13 protein-coding genes are annotated in these 14,767 nt (G+C 71.4%); 9 read left to right on the top strand and 4 right to left on the bottom strand.

Annotated elements, in window-relative coordinates; genetic code table 11:
- Positions 1-135: 135 nt before the first annotated feature.
- From AB0L00_RS26180 to AB0L00_RS26190, 3 genes are all read left to right on the top strand, one after another.
- On the top strand, positions 136-978 hold the full coding sequence (locus AB0L00_RS26180) for a GNAT family N-acetyltransferase (RefSeq protein WP_364439527.1): 843 nt from the start codon (positions 136-138) through the stop codon (positions 976-978).
- Positions 979-1,406: 428 nt separating this feature from the next.
- Entirely contained in the window at positions 1,407-1,817 is a 411-nt protein-coding gene (locus AB0L00_RS26185) for a threonyl-tRNA synthetase editing domain-containing protein (protein WP_345361507.1), read from the top strand.
- 159 nt (positions 1,818-1,976) lie between these two features.
- On the top strand, positions 1,977-2,882 hold the full coding sequence (locus AB0L00_RS26190) for a hypothetical protein (RefSeq protein ID WP_364439200.1): 906 nt from the start codon (positions 1,977-1,979) through the stop codon (positions 2,880-2,882).
- Between the two features lie 20 nt (positions 2,883-2,902).
- Here the strand turns inward: AB0L00_RS26190 and AB0L00_RS26195 are convergent, their stop codons facing one another.
- Positions 2,903-3,439: a hypothetical protein gene (locus AB0L00_RS26195; protein ID WP_364439203.1), complete on the bottom strand. Its 537-nt coding sequence runs from the start codon at positions 3,437-3,439 to the stop codon at positions 2,903-2,905.
- 91 nt (positions 3,440-3,530) lie between these two features.
- On the opposite strand from AB0L00_RS26195, the gene AB0L00_RS26200 reads away from it, so the two are divergent.
- Both AB0L00_RS26200 and AB0L00_RS26205 read left to right on the top strand, forming a co-directional pair.
- The gene (locus AB0L00_RS26200) at positions 3,531-4,724 is read left to right on the top strand and encodes a CaiB/BaiF CoA-transferase family protein (RefSeq protein ID WP_364439206.1); all 1,194 of its coding nucleotides are present in this window, start codon (positions 3,531-3,533) and stop codon (positions 4,722-4,724) included.
- Entirely contained in the window at positions 4,721-5,476 is a 756-nt protein-coding gene (locus AB0L00_RS26205) for an enoyl-CoA hydratase/isomerase family protein (protein WP_364439207.1), read from the top strand. The genes AB0L00_RS26200 and AB0L00_RS26205 overlap by 4 nt, the downstream gene beginning before the upstream one ends.
- Positions 5,477-5,650: 174 nt before the next feature.
- Here AB0L00_RS26205 and AB0L00_RS26210 read toward each other — a convergent pair whose 3' ends face one another.
- On the bottom strand, positions 5,651-6,025 hold the full coding sequence (locus AB0L00_RS26210) for a DUF3037 domain-containing protein (protein WP_364439208.1): 375 nt from the start codon (positions 6,023-6,025) through the stop codon (positions 5,651-5,653).
- Positions 6,022-6,846 carry a HipA family kinase gene (locus AB0L00_RS26215; protein WP_364439210.1) on the bottom strand — a complete coding sequence of 275 codons (825 nt, stop codon included), beginning with the start codon at positions 6,844-6,846 and terminating at the stop codon, positions 6,022-6,024. Before AB0L00_RS26215 ends, AB0L00_RS26210 begins: the two co-directional genes overlap by 4 nt.
- 182 nt (positions 6,847-7,028) lie before the next feature.
- Here AB0L00_RS26215 and AB0L00_RS26220 point away from each other — a divergent pair, with 182 nt between their 5' ends.
- From AB0L00_RS26220 to AB0L00_RS26230, 3 genes are read left to right on the top strand one after another with little or no spacing between them, the layout of a single operon-like run.
- On the top strand, positions 7,029-7,688 hold the full coding sequence (locus AB0L00_RS26220) for a GntR family transcriptional regulator (RefSeq protein WP_364439212.1): 660 nt from the start codon (positions 7,029-7,031) through the stop codon (positions 7,686-7,688).
- Positions 7,685-8,686 carry a 1-aminocyclopropane-1-carboxylate deaminase gene (locus AB0L00_RS26225; RefSeq protein WP_364439214.1) on the top strand — a complete coding sequence of 334 codons (1,002 nt, stop codon included), beginning with the start codon at positions 7,685-7,687 and terminating at the stop codon, positions 8,684-8,686. The genes AB0L00_RS26220 and AB0L00_RS26225 overlap by 4 nt, the downstream gene beginning before the upstream one ends.
- 9 nt (positions 8,687-8,695) lie before the next feature.
- The gene (locus AB0L00_RS26230) at positions 8,696-11,059 is read left to right on the top strand and encodes a transketolase C-terminal domain-containing protein (RefSeq protein WP_364439217.1); all 2,364 of its coding nucleotides are present in this window, start codon (positions 8,696-8,698) and stop codon (positions 11,057-11,059) included.
- 59 nt (positions 11,060-11,118) lie between these two features.
- On the opposite strand, the gene AB0L00_RS26235 is transcribed toward AB0L00_RS26230, so the two are convergent.
- Positions 11,119-13,296, bottom strand: coding sequence for an MMPL family transporter (locus AB0L00_RS26235; protein ID WP_364439221.1), 2,178 nt, complete (start codon positions 13,294-13,296; stop codon positions 11,119-11,121).
- A gap of 169 nt (positions 13,297-13,465) precedes the next feature.
- Between AB0L00_RS26235 and AB0L00_RS26240 the strand changes: the two genes are divergently transcribed.
- Positions 13,466-14,758, top strand: coding sequence for a M18 family aminopeptidase (locus AB0L00_RS26240; RefSeq protein WP_364439224.1), 1,293 nt, complete (start codon positions 13,466-13,468; stop codon positions 14,756-14,758).
- The last annotated feature ends 9 nt before the right edge of the window (positions 14,759-14,767 follow it).

The following is a 14,767-nucleotide window of genomic DNA, read 5'->3' on the forward strand; positions in this document are numbered from 1 at the left end:
CGGCATGCCGCACCTGATTACCGATCTTGCCGGGATCCTCCCGTACCCTTACAAGGTGAGCGGAGCGAACGTGTCGACACGCCGGTCCGCTCTCCAACGCGCCGGATCACCCGCCGGGGAGAGAACGTGAGTCCGATGCTGCGCACGTCTCCGGTGCGCCTCCTGGACGACCGCAACCGTGCGGCGGTCCTGGAGATCCTCGACGCAGACCCGGTGTCGAACGTCTTCGTCGGCTCGCGGGTGTACGCCGCCGGCGTCGACCCGGCCCGCCTCGGCGCCGAGCTGTGGGGATTCCACCGCGGCGGGCGCCTGACCTCCCTGTGCTACTCCGGCGCCAACCTCGTACCGGTCGCGGCCGACCGGGAGGCCGCGCGGTCCTTCGCCGACCGGGCGCGTTCGCAGGGACGCCGCTGCTCGTCGATCGTCGGCCCGGTGCCCGCGGTGACCGAGATGTGGAACGCCCTGCGCCCCTTCTGGGGCCCGCCCCGGGCCATCCGCGCGGCCCAGCCCGTCATGTCGACGGTGTCGCCGCCGCCCGTCGAACCCGACCCGGCCGTCCGCCGCGTCACCATGAACGACTTCGACGTCCTCTACCCGGCGTGCGTGGCGATGTTCACCGAGGAGGTCGGTGTATCGCCGCAGGCGGGCGACGGGGGAGTGCTGTACCGCGCCCGCGTGGCCGAGCTCATCCGCACCCGGCGGGCCTTCGCCCGCATCGAGGACGGCCGCGTGGTCTTCAAGGCCGAGATCGGCGCCGTCACCCCGTACGCCTGCCAGGTCCAGGGCGTGTGGGTCGACCCGGAGCTGCGCGGGCGCCGGTACGCCGTGCACGGCATGGCCGCCGTCGTCGCCGAGGCGCTGCGCAGCATCGCCCCCGCCGTGACGCTGTACGTCAACGACTTCAACACCCCGGCCCGCGCCACCTACCGCCGCGTCGGCTTCCGCGACGTCAACACCTTCATGTCCATCATGTTCTAGAAGGTCTGGGCCACGACCGTAGGTACCTCAGACGATCGGGCGGACCAGGCGGGCGTCGGCCGGTTCGATCGGCCCGTATGACAATGCCCATGTCACTTGCCGCTATTCCGGGAATCCCGCCAGTGGTGTCGGAAAGCGTGGATGAGGCCACCAATACCGAGATGGTTCCGCCGAAGACGGGAACGACATGAGTTGACTAGTGCAATTGCGGCGGATTGAGGCCGTCACGTCGGCGTTCGACGGCATTTATTCACCTGGTATCTGTTGATCTCGGCGCAGAACGGGACGATATCCTGGAGCCGCCTGGTGACAGGTCCCGCGTGCTCCGCGCCGACTCGTACCTCCGGCCGGTATCGCCGACGTTCACCCGACAAGTCTGTCAACTAGTGGCCCAGTGCTTCTCTCACAGATTCAGGCTGAGTACACCCGTGAAGATCCTATGTCTCGAATGCCGGGCCGTCGAATACGTTCTGCAATATCCCACGCAGTCCATCGTCGAGCCCGACGACGCGGCGCTATCGTCGCTCGCATGGGATAATTGCCTGTTGCTCCTCATCACGATCGAGCCCGGAGATCTGGAGAAGATCCGCCACGCCGCGAAGGCGATACGCCGGGTCTGTGCGAAGACCGACGTGAAATCCATTGTGATCAACGGTTTCGCTCATCTCTCGCATACATTGGCGTCGCCCGAGGATTCGCATCAGACCATCGTCGCCCTGCGTGACAGGCTCGTGGAGACCACGCCCCACCAGGTGGAGGTGACCCCGTTCGGGTGGCAGAAGAGCTTCACGATCGACGTAATGGGCAATAGTGGATCACAACGGTTCATCCACGTATAGCGCACTTCAACGCCTAGGCGCCACCCGCCGCCGCGTCGGCTTCCGCGACGTCGACATGTTCATGTCCGTCATGGTCTGATTCACCGTGAAACTTGCTGGCTTGCCATTCAGATTTTTGTTCGAATCACTGCCCACTCTATGTGATCGTACGATAACTTCATGTGCATGCCATCCCCTCGTCATGACACCATCAACGAACTCTTCCGTAAGCGGCCGGAGTTCGCCGTGGAGGTGCTGCGCGACCTCATGCGCGTCGAAGTGCCCGAGGCGGGGGCGGTGCAGGTCGCGAGCAACGACTTCAACGACCGCCCGTCGAAGGACTTCACGCCCGACACGGTGATCAGGGCAGGTTCTTCCCGCGATCCGCTGTACGGGATCATCATCGAGGTTCAGCAGGCCAAGGCCGAGTCCAAGCGACGGCAGTTGCCGCGTTATGCCGCCACGCTGTGGCTCCACCTGGAGCGACCGGTGAAGGTCCTGTGCGTGTGCGCGGACCCGGGCACGGCGGCTTACTACGCGGAGCCGATCGAGACCGAACTGTCCGGCTACACCTTCCAAGCCCTGGTGCTCGGCCCGGACGCGGTACCGGTCATCACCGACCCGAAGGAGGCGGCGGCCCATCCGGAGCTGGCCGCCCTGGCGGTGATGATGCACGGTAAGCGGCACCGACCCGTGGTTGAGGCCTTCGTCGAGGCGCTCTGCTCGGTGGATCCCGATCACGCTCTGTCCTACTATGAATACGCCTACAACATGGCCGAGTCGGCCGTCCAGAAGATCCTGGGAGAGCTCGTGTCCTCAACGACCTGGCCCGTCTACAGCCCCTTCGCGAAGGAACACTTCGGCCGAGGCAAGGAGGAAGGCCGAGCGGAAGGCCGAGCGGAAGGTCGAGCGGAAGGTCGAGCGGAAGAAGGGGCTCACATGCTTCTCCGGATCCTGGCCGCCCGGGGGATCGAGGTTCCGAAGGATATCCGCGACCGCATCCGTACGTGCAAGGACGTGCAGGAGATCGAGAAGTGGGCTGACCGTGCTTTGGCGGCCACGTCCCTCGACGAACTGTTCGACTGAACCACTCCTTCCGAGGGTTCTCAGTCTTCGACGAGGGCGGTTGCGCGGAGCCAGTGGCGGGCTTGGCGGGGTGTGTGCAGGTGGATGACGGTCACGTCCGGGTGGCGGGTGGCGCGTTCGGCGGTCGCCGCTCTTCTCCCGTCGAACTGTGACCAGGCCCAGCGGATGGGGTGGTCCGCTTCGAACCAGTTGCGGACGCTCTCCTTGTTGCCGTTCCACAAGGGGCGCCGGTCGACGGCGCGGATGACCGAGCGCCGTATCACCCGCCACATCACCGTGCGGCGCGGCAGGTCGAGCCAGATCACCGTGTCGGCGCGATCCCACAGCAGGTCGCCGAGGGCGCGGTGGTACTGGTCCTCGGTCACCCATCGATCCTGAGCGCTGAACTCCTTCACGTCGGACTCGAACTCCGGGCGTGGGACCCAGCCCGGCCCGTGATGCAGCGCGTCCAGCTCGTAGCGGGGCAGCCCGTACCGCTCGGACAGCTTGCGGGCGAGCGTCGTCTTGCCGGCCCCCGAGATGCCCGCGATCAGCACCCTGTTCATCGCTTCGGCCACCGAAGAACGCTACCGGCCGCGCGCGGTGGCGATGCCGGGTGCCGGGGAACCATTGGTGCTAGGTCCGATTTCTCCGCTGATGGGAGACGACATGGCTGACGGCGCGCTCGCCGGCGTCCGGGTGCTCGAACTGTCCCGAATCCTCTCCGGCCCTTTCGCCGGCATGATCCTGGCGGATCTCGGCGCGGAGGTGATCAAGGTCGAGGACACGCGGAAGGGCGACGACACCCGGCAGTGGGGGCCGCCGTTCCAGGGGGACGACGCCACGTACTTCCTGTCCATCAACCGCAACAAGCGCTCCATCAGCGTCGATCTGAAGACCGACAAGGGCCGGGAGGCCGTCCAGCGGCTCGCCGACCGGGCCGACGTCGTCCTGGAGAACTTCCGGCCGGGTACCGCGGCCCGCCTCGGCTTCGGCTACGAGGAGCTGTCGGCCCGCAACCCCGGCCTGGTGTACGCCTCGATCAGCGGGTTCGGGCAGACGGGCCCGTACGCCGAGCGCGCCGGGTACGACCTCATCGCGCAGGCGATGAGCGGGATCATGAGCGTCACCGGGGAGGCCGACGGGTCGCCGGTGCGGATGGGCACGTCCGCGGCGGACCTCGGCGCCGGAATGTACGCGGTGATCGGGGTTCTGGCCGCGCTGCACGCCCGCCGCTTCACCGGTCGCGGGCAGCACATCGACATCTCGCTCCTGGACGGGCAGATCTCCTGGCTGACGTACGTCGCCGGAAACCACTTCGCGACCGGCGAGACCCCGCGCCGGTACGGCTCGGCCCACCCGTCGATCGTGCCGTACCAGGCGCTGCCCACCGCCGACGGTCACCTCATGGTCGCCATCGGAAACGACGGGCTCTGGCGCCGGTTCGCGACGGCGGTCGGGCGCGGCGACCTGGCCGAGGATCCGCGCTTCGCGACCAACGCCGACCGGGTGCACCACCGGGAGGAACTGCTGGGGTTCCTGCGAGCGGCGCTGAGCTCCCGGACCAGCGCCGAGTGGGCGGAGGTCCTCACCGAGGCGGGGGTGCCGGTGGGGCCGATCAACACGGTGCCCGAGGCGCTGGCCCACCCGCAGGTGCGCGCCCGCGACATGGTCGTCGAGGTCGACCACCCTGGGGCGGGCCGGCTGCGGATGGTCGGCTCGCCTCTCAAACTGTCCGCGCATCCGCCGGCCGTACGCTCGGCGCCGCCCGGTCTCGGCGAGCACACCGATGAAGTCCTCGCCGAGCTCGGCCTCGGCCCCGACGAGATCGCCGCGATGCGCGAGGAGGGAGCCGTTCGATGAAGATCAGAACGCAGCGGGACGTCGAAGTCGCCGAGGTCACGGTCGGCGACGGGCATCGCGGGAACGCGCTGTCGAGCGCGGACTGGCGCGAACTCGAGCAAACGTTCCGGCGGCTCGCCCGCGAGGCCGAGCTGCGGGTGGTGGTCGTGCGCGGCCAGGGCGGCATGTTCAGCTCCGGGTCCGACGTGCGGGAGTGGGTCGAGGCGGACGTCGCGGACGTGGCGGACAGCTTCGCCGCCATGGAGGCGGCGTGCACCGCGATCGAGGACCTTCCCGTACCGGTGATCGCGCAGGTGGAGGGCGTCGCGGCCGGGGCCGGGTGCCAGCTCGCGTTGGCCTGTGACCTGCAGGTCATGGCGGAGAGCGCGCGGATCGGGATGCCGATAGCGCGGCTCGGCATCCTCGTCAGCCCGGCCTTCGCCGCCCGGCTGGCCGTGCTCGCTGGGCCCGGCGTCGCGCGGGAACTGCTCTACACCGGGCGTCTCGTCCCCGCCGCCGAGGCCGTGAGCCTGGGACTCGCCACCCGTTGTGTCCCGGACGAGGAACTGGCCACGGCCACCCGCAGGCTCGTACTGGCCATCAGCCGCCACCCGGGCGCGGCCGTCCGGGCCGCCAAGCACGCGGTCGGGGCCGTGCTCACGCCGGCGTGGGCGGCGGCGAAGGCGCAGACGGGCGGGCCGCCCGTCGCGTTCGACGACTTCCAGCGGGGGATCGCGACCTTCCTCCGCGACCCGCGCGCGGCCTCCCCGTGACGGATCCGTGGGTGGCCTCCCCGTGACGGGCCTGCGTGCGCCCCCGCGACGGGACCTGTGGGCGACCTCCCCGCGACGGGCCTGCGCGTGGCCTTCCCGTGACGGGACCCGTGGGTGGCCTTGCCGTGGCGGGCGTGCGCGCCGTCCTCGTGGGCGGCGTGCCCGTGAGACGGCTCAGCGGACGAGGACGTCGAGGAGGCGGTCGAGTTCGGCGGCCGGGTCGGCGGTGAGGCCCGAGTGGACGGGGCCGGGCTGGACGACGGTGCTGCGCGGCGCGGTCAGCCAGCGGAACCGCGAGCCCAGGGACTCGCCCGCGGCCTGACCCGCCCGCGGGCCTCCGCAGCAGACGCCGTCGACCGCCCGCAGCGCGGCGCGGACGCCGTCGACGTCGAGGTCCGGGGCCAGCGCGCGGAGTCGTACGTCGTCGACGTGGATCCGGCAGCCGAGGAAGTCCTCGGCCTGGCAGTAGAGGATCACCCCGACGTTCATGGTCTCGCCGCGTTCGACGCGGGGGATCACCCGCAGGACGGCGTACTCGAAGATTTTCATCCCAGCCAATTCGGTCGGGCCGACGGGCGGTGCTCGGTCCGGGGCGTCGCCGGCCTGGCCTCGCCCACCTCGGGCAGCCAGGTCTCCGGTGTGGCCGCGCGGGTCCCCAGGTGTGCGACGTACGCGGCCGCGACCTCGGCGGGGGAGCCGAAGCCGGGCTCGTCGGCCAGCCACTCCTCGGGGACCAGGGCGACGACCTCGCGGAGCAGGTCCTCGGTGACCTTGGGACCGAGGTCGCGGCAGGCGCGGGTCAGACCGGCGTCGTCGACGAAGGTCGCCAGCACGTGGTCGCCCGCGTCGTACGGCCGGGAGATCAGCTTCTCCGCCGAGGCCCACGCGTGGTGGAAGTAGAGACTGGCGCCGTGGTCGATGAGCCAGACGTCGCCGTGCCAGACCAGGAGGTTGGGGTTCCGCCAGCTGCGGTCGACGTTGCCGATCAGCGCGTCGAACCACAGCACGGCCGCGGCGAAGTCGGCCTCGGGCGTCCAGGCCAGCGGGTCGAAGCCGAGGGAGCCCGGCAGGTAGTCGACGCCGAGGTTGCGACCGGGGCTGGCCTTGAGCAGGTCCTGGATGTCGGGGTCCGGCTCGTGGCGGGCGATGACCGGGTCGACGTCCACGGTGACGAGGTCCGGCACCCGGAGGCCGAGGCGCCGGCCCAGCTCACCGGCGATGATCTCCGCGATGAGGGCCTTGCGCCCCTGCCCGGCGCCGTGGAACTTCACGACGTACGTGCCCAGGTCGTCGGCCTCGACGATGGCGGGCAGGGACCCGCCCTCCCGTAGGGGTGTCACGTAGCGCGTGGCGGTGACGTTCGGCAGCACGGGCCAAAGGTACCGGGCGTGTGGCGGCATGCGAGCACGACGTGCGCGCATGCCGGCCCCCGCCGCTGACGCGCACACGCTCCGGTGATCGGGGAAATCCTATGAACGGGGAGGTCGGCGCGATGATGCAGATGTCACAGACGGTGTTGACGCCGTGAACAATGCAGTATCTAATATATTGCATGCCACCTGACCGCCTCCCTCGCCTCGATCGGTCCCTCCTCCGCGACCAGGCGTACCGCATGCTCCGCGACGCGATCGTCGAGGGCGACCTCGCACCCGGCGAGATCATCCGGGACGGCGAGCTGGCCGAGCGGGTCGGGCTGTCCCGCACGCCGGTGCGCGAGGCGCTCGCCCGCCTCGCCGACGAGGGGCTCGTCGAGACCAAGCCGCACGCCTACACCCGGGTCACGCCGCTCGTCGTCCGCGACGTGCGGGACGCGTACGTCGTCGTCCGGGCCATGCACGAACTCGCCGTGCGCGCGGCGGTGCCGGTGCTGACCGAGCGGCACATCGAGGCGATGCGCGCGGCGAACGCGCGGTTCGCCGCCGCCCTCGACGCCGGGGACGTCCCCGCCGCGCTGGCGGCCGACGACGAGCTGCACGACGTTCCCGTGGCCGCGGCGGGCAACCGCGCGGTGGCCGCGACGATCGAGCGGTACGTGCCGCTGATCCGGCGGTTGGAGCGGCTACGGTTCGGCTCGCTCCCGGGCCGGCGTTCCATCGCCCTGCACGATCGCCTGATCAACGCGTGCGCCGCACGCGACACCGAGGCGGCCGTGGCCGCCACCGCCGAGATCTGGGCCACGCTCGGCGACCTTCTGGACAAGGAGACCTCGTGACGACACTGGACGACTTCCCTCGCGAGCGGCTGCTGTTCGGGCCCTCGCCCGTGCACCCGCTGCACCGGCTGACCGAGCACCTCGGCAACGGGGTGAAGCTGTGGGCCAAGCGCGAGGACTGCAACTCCGGCCTCGCGTACGGCGGCAACAAGACGCGCAAGCTGGAGTACCTCGCCGCCGACGCGCTGGCCCAGGGCTGCGACACCCTCGTCTCGATCGGCGGTGTGCAGTCCAACCACACCCGGCAGGTCGCCGCCGTGGCCGCCCGGCTCGGCCTCACGTGCGTGCTGGTCCAGGAGAGCTGGGTCGACTGGCCCGACGCCGTCTACGACCGGGTGGGCAACATCCTGCTGTCCCGCCTGCTCGGCGCGGACGTGCGCCTGATCGAGGCCGGGTTCGGCATCGAGTTCAAGGCGAGCTGGGAGCAGGCACTGGAGGACGTCCGGGCCCGGGGCGGCCGGCCGTACGCCATCCCGGCGGGCGCGTCGGACCACCGCCTCGGCGGCCTCGGCTTCGCGAACTGGGCGCGCGAGGTGGAGGAGCAGGAGCGGGAGCTCGGCGTCCACTTCGACACGATCATCGTCTGCTCGGTCACCGGGAGCACCCAGGCGGGGATGGTGGCCGGGTTCGCGGGGAAGGGCCGCCGGATCATCGGCATCGACGGCTCCGCCAAGCCGAAGGAGACCTGGGAGCAGATCGCCCGGATCGCCCGGAACACCGCCGAGCTGATCGGGACGGAGGTCGCCGACGACGAGATCGTCCTCGACGAGCGCTATCACGCCGGGACCTACGGCGTCCCGGACGAGCAGACCCTGGAGGCCATGCGGCTGGCCGCGCGGCTGGAAGGGATGATCACCGACCCGGTCTACGAGGGCAAGTCCATGGCCGGGCTGGTCGATCTCGTGGCGAACCGGGAGATCGAGTCAGGAGCAAACGTCCTTTACGCTCATCTCGGGGGGCAACCCGCGCTGAACGGATACAGCGCGCTCTTTCGCTGAGAGGCTGACATGCAGGACGTTCGTGACAATGAGGTCGCGGGTGTGGACCTGGCCGGCGTCGACCTGAGTGTGCTGGAGGAGATCCAGCGCCGGGTGCTCTGGCTGGCCGTGCGCATCGTCGACGCGGCCAACCGGGAGCGCCGGACCGGCGACGGCGTCAAGGTCGGCGGGCACCAGGCGTCGAGCGCGTCGCTGGTGACGGCGATGACCGCGCTGTGGTTCGCGCACCTGAACGCCGAGGACCGGGTGAGCGTGAAACCGCACGCCTCCCCGGTCTTCCACGCGATCAAGTACCTCCTCGGCGACCTCGACCGCTCCTACCTCACGACCCTGCGCGCCCGCGGCGGCCTGCAGTCCTACCCGAGCCGTACGAAGGACCCCGACGACGTCGACTTCTCCACCGGCTCGGTCGGCCTCGGCGCGGCGGCGCCGCTGTTCGCCGCCGCCGTCCGCCGCTACGTCGACGCGCACTGGCACGGCGGCGCGGGCCCGAAGGCGCGGTTCGTCGCGCTGCTGGGCGACGCCGAGCTCGACGAGGGCAACGTCTGGGAGGCCATCGCCGACCCGGCGACCCAGGGCCTCGGCAACGTCATGTGGGTCGTCGACTTCAACCGGCAGTCCCTGGACCGCGTCGTGCCGGGCATGCGGATCGCGCAGTGGCGCGGCCAGTTCGAGGCGGCGGGCTGGCACGTCGTCGAGGTGAAGTACGGCCGGCGGCTCCGCGAGGCGCCCGCCGCCGTACGCGGCTGGATCGACGCCATGCCGAACGAGCACTACCAGGCGCTGTTCGGGCTCACGGGCGCCAAGCTGCGCGGGACGTTCCTGGACGGGGCGCCGGCCGAGGTCACCGAGGCGGTCGCCGGCCTGCCCGACGACGAGCTCGCCGAACTCGTGCAGGACCTGGGCGGCCACGACCCGGTCGCCATGCTGGAGGCGTACGCCGAGTGCGACGCGGTCACCGACCGGCCCAGCGTCGTGTTCGCGTACACGGTGAAGGGTCACGGCCTGCCGATCGCCGGCAACCCCCGCAACCACTCCGCGCTGCTGACCGGCGAGCAGATCGACGCGCTGCGCGCCTCGCTGCGGCTCACCGACGACTGGGAGCGGTTCGACCCGGCGACGCCCGAGGGCATCCTGTGCAACCAGCGGCGCGAGGCGCTGCGCCGTACGCCCGCGCCGGGCTCCCTGGGCGTCAAGGTGCCGGCGGCGACCGGGGTGCGGACCTCGCGTCCCGTCTCGACCCAGGACGCCTTCGGCAAGATCCTCGTCGACCTGTCCCGCGCGGAGGAGGTCGCGCCGTACCTCGTCACGACCGCGCCGGACGTGGCGACGTCGACCAACCTCGCCGGGTTCATCAACCGCAAGGGCGTCTTCGCGCCCGCCGAGCAGCGGGCGTGGAGCGTCGACCCGCTGCTGAAGTGGACCGAGGGACCCTCCGGCCAGCACATCGAGCTCGGCATCTCGGAGATGAACCTCTTCCTGCTCCTCGGCCAGCTCGGGCTCGCCGGCGACCTGCACGGGCAGCCGCTGCTGCCGGTCGGCACGGTGTACGACCCGTTCGTCTGCCGCGGGCTGGACGCCTTCATCTACAGCGTCTACTCCGGGGCGCGGTTCGTCGTGGCCGGCACGCCGTCCGGGGTGACGCTCGCACCGGAGGGCGGGGCGCACCAGTCGACGATCACCGCCTCGATCGGGCTCGAGCTGCCCAACGTCACCTACCTGGAACCGGCGTACGCCACCGCCCTCGACTGGCTCTTGTGCGACGCGCTCGGCCGGATCGCCGCCGGCCCGGCCGAGACGACCACCGCGGTTCCGGCCGAGGACGGCGCCTACTACTTCCGCCTGACCACCCGGCCGCTGGACCAGGCGCCGTTCGAGGAGGCGCGGGAGCGCCTCGGCGACGCGGTGCTGCGCCGGCAGGTGCTCGCCGGGGCGTACCTCCTGCACCGCTCGGACGTCGAGGGCCCGGCCGTGCAACTCGCCGCGTCGGGCGCCGTCCTCCCCGAGGCGCTGGCCGCCGCCCGTGAGCTGGAGGAGGAGGGCATCGCCGCGCACGTCATCGACGTGACCTCCTCCGACCGGCTGTACTCCGCGTGGCAGCGGACCCTGCGGCAGGGCGTCCGGACGGCGAGCACGCCGTCCGAGGCGGGCGTGCTGCGCGCGGCGTTCCCGGTCCGCGCGCCGATCGTCACCGTGCACGACGCCGCCTCGCACGCCCTGGCGTGGCTCGGCTCGGCGTTCGGCGTGCCGTGCGTGCCGCTCGGCGTGGACCAGTTCGGTCAGTCCGGCTCGATCGCCGAGCTGTACGAGCTGCACGACCTGCTCCCGGGCTCCATCGTCAACGCCGCCCTGGCCGCGCTCGCGCTCGGCTGACCGCGCCGATCCGCCGGCCCGGTCGACGGGCCGGCGGATCGCGGACGCTCCGCGGAGGCTCAGCCCTCCGCCGAGACGTAGGCCGGCTGCGGTGCGGTGGGCGCGGCGGCCGGCGCCTCGCCGTGGGACAGGCCGGGGAGCCAGGACAGCGCGCGCGGGAGGTACCAGTTCCGCTCGCCGAGCAGCGTCATCACCGCCGGGAGCAGCACCGCCCGTACGATCGTGGCGTCCAGCAGCACGGCGATGGACAGCCCGACGCCCATCTGCTTGAAATCCTGCATCGAGAGCGTGCCGAAGACGGCGAACACCGCCACCATGATCACCGCGGCGCTGGTCACGGCGCCGGCCGTCGCCCGGATGCCCTGCGCCACCGCCGCCGTGGTGGGCGTGCCCCGGTCGTACGCCTCGCGGATCCGCGACACCACGAAGACGTGGTAGTCCATCGACAGTCCGAACAGGACGACGAAGACGAACAGCGGCAGCCACGCCTCGATGGCGCCGACGCCGTGGGTGCCGACGAGGCCCGCGCCCCACCCGTGCTGGAACATCGCGACCATCACCCCGTACGCCGCGCCGACCGACAGCAGGTTGAGCACGATGGCCGTGGCGGCGATGGGCACGGACCGGAACGAGATCAGCATCAGGAGGAAGGTGACGCCCAGCACGAACACGAAGACCGGCACGATGCCGCCGCGCAGCCGGGCGTTCCAGTCCATGGAGAACGCCAGGGTGCCGCCGACGCGCGCCTCCGCGATCCCGCCGAACGCCGCGGGCACCAGGCGCTGCCGCAGGGTCGCCAGCGCGTGCCGTGAGGTGGCGTCCGAGCCGTTGCCGGCGAGCGGCACGCTGATCGTGGCGACGTTCGCCGCCGCGTGGACTTGGACGCGGACCGGCTGCCCGAACTCCCCGTCCCGCCGCGCGGCGTCCCGCAGCGACTGGATCGCCTGCCGTACCCGGGGCGCCTGGATGTCGGAGGCCTTCACCACGACGAGGGCCGGGTCGGGTCCGCCGGGGAACGCCGCGTTGATGCGGTGGTAGGTCACGATCAGGGGCGTGTTCTTCGGGAGTTGCTGCTCCATCCGCAGCTTCTCGGTGTGCATGCCGAGCGCGGGGGCGGCCAGCGCCAGCAGGAACGCCCCGGCCAGCGCGGCGGAGACGTCCGGACGGGCCAGCACCGGGCGCAGGACGGCGTTCCAGAACCGTCCGGTCGACCGCCTGCGGCGCAGGAACGGGATGCGCCCGAACTCCACCTTGTCGCCCAGCAGCGACAGCAGCGCGGGCAGAACCGTCACCGAGCCGATCACCGCGATCAGCACCACGAGAATGGTCGCGACCGCGAAGCCCTCGAAGATCATCATTCCGGACAGGAACATCCCGGCCATCGCCACGATGACCGTCAGCCCGGACACCAGGACCGACCGGCCGGAGGTCGCCGCGGCGATGCGCAGCGCGGTCTCCCGGTCCCGTCCGGCGGCGCGCTCCTCGCGCTCCCGGCGCAGGTAGAACAGGCAGTAGTCGACGCCGACGGCGAGGCCCATCAGCAGCATCACCGAGCTCGCCGAACCGTCCATGTGCATGGCGTGGCTGATCACGGCGAGCAGCCCGTTGGCCGCCAGGAACGCCGTCAGCGCGATGGCCACCGGCAGCACGGCGGCCAGCAGCGCGCCGAAGGCGACGAGCAGGATGCCCAGCGCGAGCGGCACGGCGGTCAGCTCCGCGCGGGAGAAGTCCGCGCCCATCGTCTTGTTGAACCACCGCTCGCCGGACGCGTCGCCGAACTCCTCCACCCGGACGCCGGGGTGGCCCACTCCCGCCCGCGCCACCGCCGCCTGGACGGGCGCCACCCGGTCCGCCGCCGTCTTCGGGTCACCCGCGATGTCGAACTGCACCAGCGCGTCGCGGTGATCCCGGGAGACCAGAGGCTCGCGCACGGTCGCCGCCCGCCCGCTGTCCCGGATCGCGCGGGTCACGTCCGCGGCCGCCGCGCGGAACCCGTCCGGGGTCGCGCTGTGGATCAGCACCAGCTCGGTGGCCGGACTCTTGACGCCGGCCTCTTCGAGGATGCGGATCGCCCGCCCGGAGTCACCGGTGCCCTGCTCACCGTTGGTCAGCTGCCGCTGCCCTGCCATTCCGCCGATGAGCACGGCCGCGACGACCAACAGCAGCCACCCGAATATCGCCGTCTTCCTGTGGCGGGCGCTCCAGCCGCCCAGCCGAGCGGCCAGGTTCTCCTTCATCCGCGTTCCCCTTCACCGTCCGGCGGGTACGTCTCTTCGTTGAAGACGCTAGAAATCCGGGGGCCTGTGCCCCAGCCGGTGAGCACCCGGCTGGACCCGGGGGGTGGCCACCCATGGACGGTGACGCCAGCTACACCTCGGCGCGAGCCGCTGTCCCTATTCTTGACTCATGAGCGCACAGCCCCAGTTCGGCCGCGGCCACACGGACGACCTCGCCGACTTCATCGCCGCCAGCCCTTCGCCGTACCACGCGGTCGCCAGCACCGCCGAGCGCCTGGAGAAGGCCGGGTTCCGCCACGTGGCGGAGACGGACCCCTGGACTGGGGAGACGGGCGGACGATACGTCGTACGCGGCGGGGCGATCGTCGCATGGTACGTCCCGGAGGGGGCGCGGCCGGAGACACCGTTCCGGATCATCGGCGCGCACACCGACTCGCCCAACCTCCGCCTCAAGCCGCGTCCCGACTTCGCCGCCCAGGGCTGGCGTCAGGTCGCTGTCGAGATCTACGGGGGGCCGCTGCTCAACAGCTGGCTCGACCGGGACCTCGGCCTGTCCGGCCGGATCGTGCTGCGCGACGCCACCACGCGGCTGATCGCCATCGACCGCCCGCTGCTGCGCGTGCCGCAGCTCGCCATCCACCTCGACCGCGGCGTCAACGAGAACGGTGTCGTCCTCGACCGACAGCGGCACACGCAGCCGATCTGGGGCATCGGTGACGTCCACGAGGGGATGCTGATCGAGTTCGTCGCCGAAGAGGCCGGAGTCGACGCCGCCGAGATCGTCGGCTGGGACCTGATGGCCCACGACGTCCAGCCGCCCGCCTACCTCGGGCGGGACCGGGAGCTGCTGGCCGCCGCGCGGCTCGACAACCAGTTGTCGGTGCACGCGGGCACGGCCGCGCTCGCCGCGGTCGCCGGCTCACCCGGCCTGTCCTACATTCCGGTCCTCGCCGCCTTCGACCACGAGGAGAACGGTAGCCAGGCCGACAGCGGCGCCTCGGGCCCGCTGCTCGGCACCGTCCTCGAGCGCTTGGTCTTCGCCCGCGGCGGCTCGTACGACGACAAGGCACGCGCCTTCGCCGGGACGATCTGCGTCTCCGCCGACACCGGCCACGCCGTCCACCCGAACTACCCCGAGCGGCACGACCCGACCCACCGCCCGATGCCGAACGGCGGGCCGATCCTCAAGATCAACGTCAACCAGCGGTACGCCACCGACGGGGTCGGCCGCGGCGTCTTCGCCGCCGCCTGCGACCGGGCGGGCGTCCCGTGCCAGGAGTTCGTCTCCAACAACGCGATGCCGTGCGGGACCACGATCGGCCCCATCACCGCCGCCCGCCACGGGATCACCACGGTCGACGTCGGCGTTCCCTGCCTGTCCATGCACTCCGCCCGCGAGCTGTGCGGGGCCGACGACCCGCACCTCCTGGCGAGCGCCCTGAAGGCGTTCCTGGAGACCTGACCGGGCGGC

The sequence above is a fragment of the Actinoallomurus sp. NPDC052308 genome (genome assembly GCF_040679195.1).
GTDB classification, from domain to species: domain Bacteria; phylum Actinomycetota; class Actinomycetes; order Streptosporangiales; family Streptosporangiaceae; genus Actinoallomurus; species Actinoallomurus liliacearum.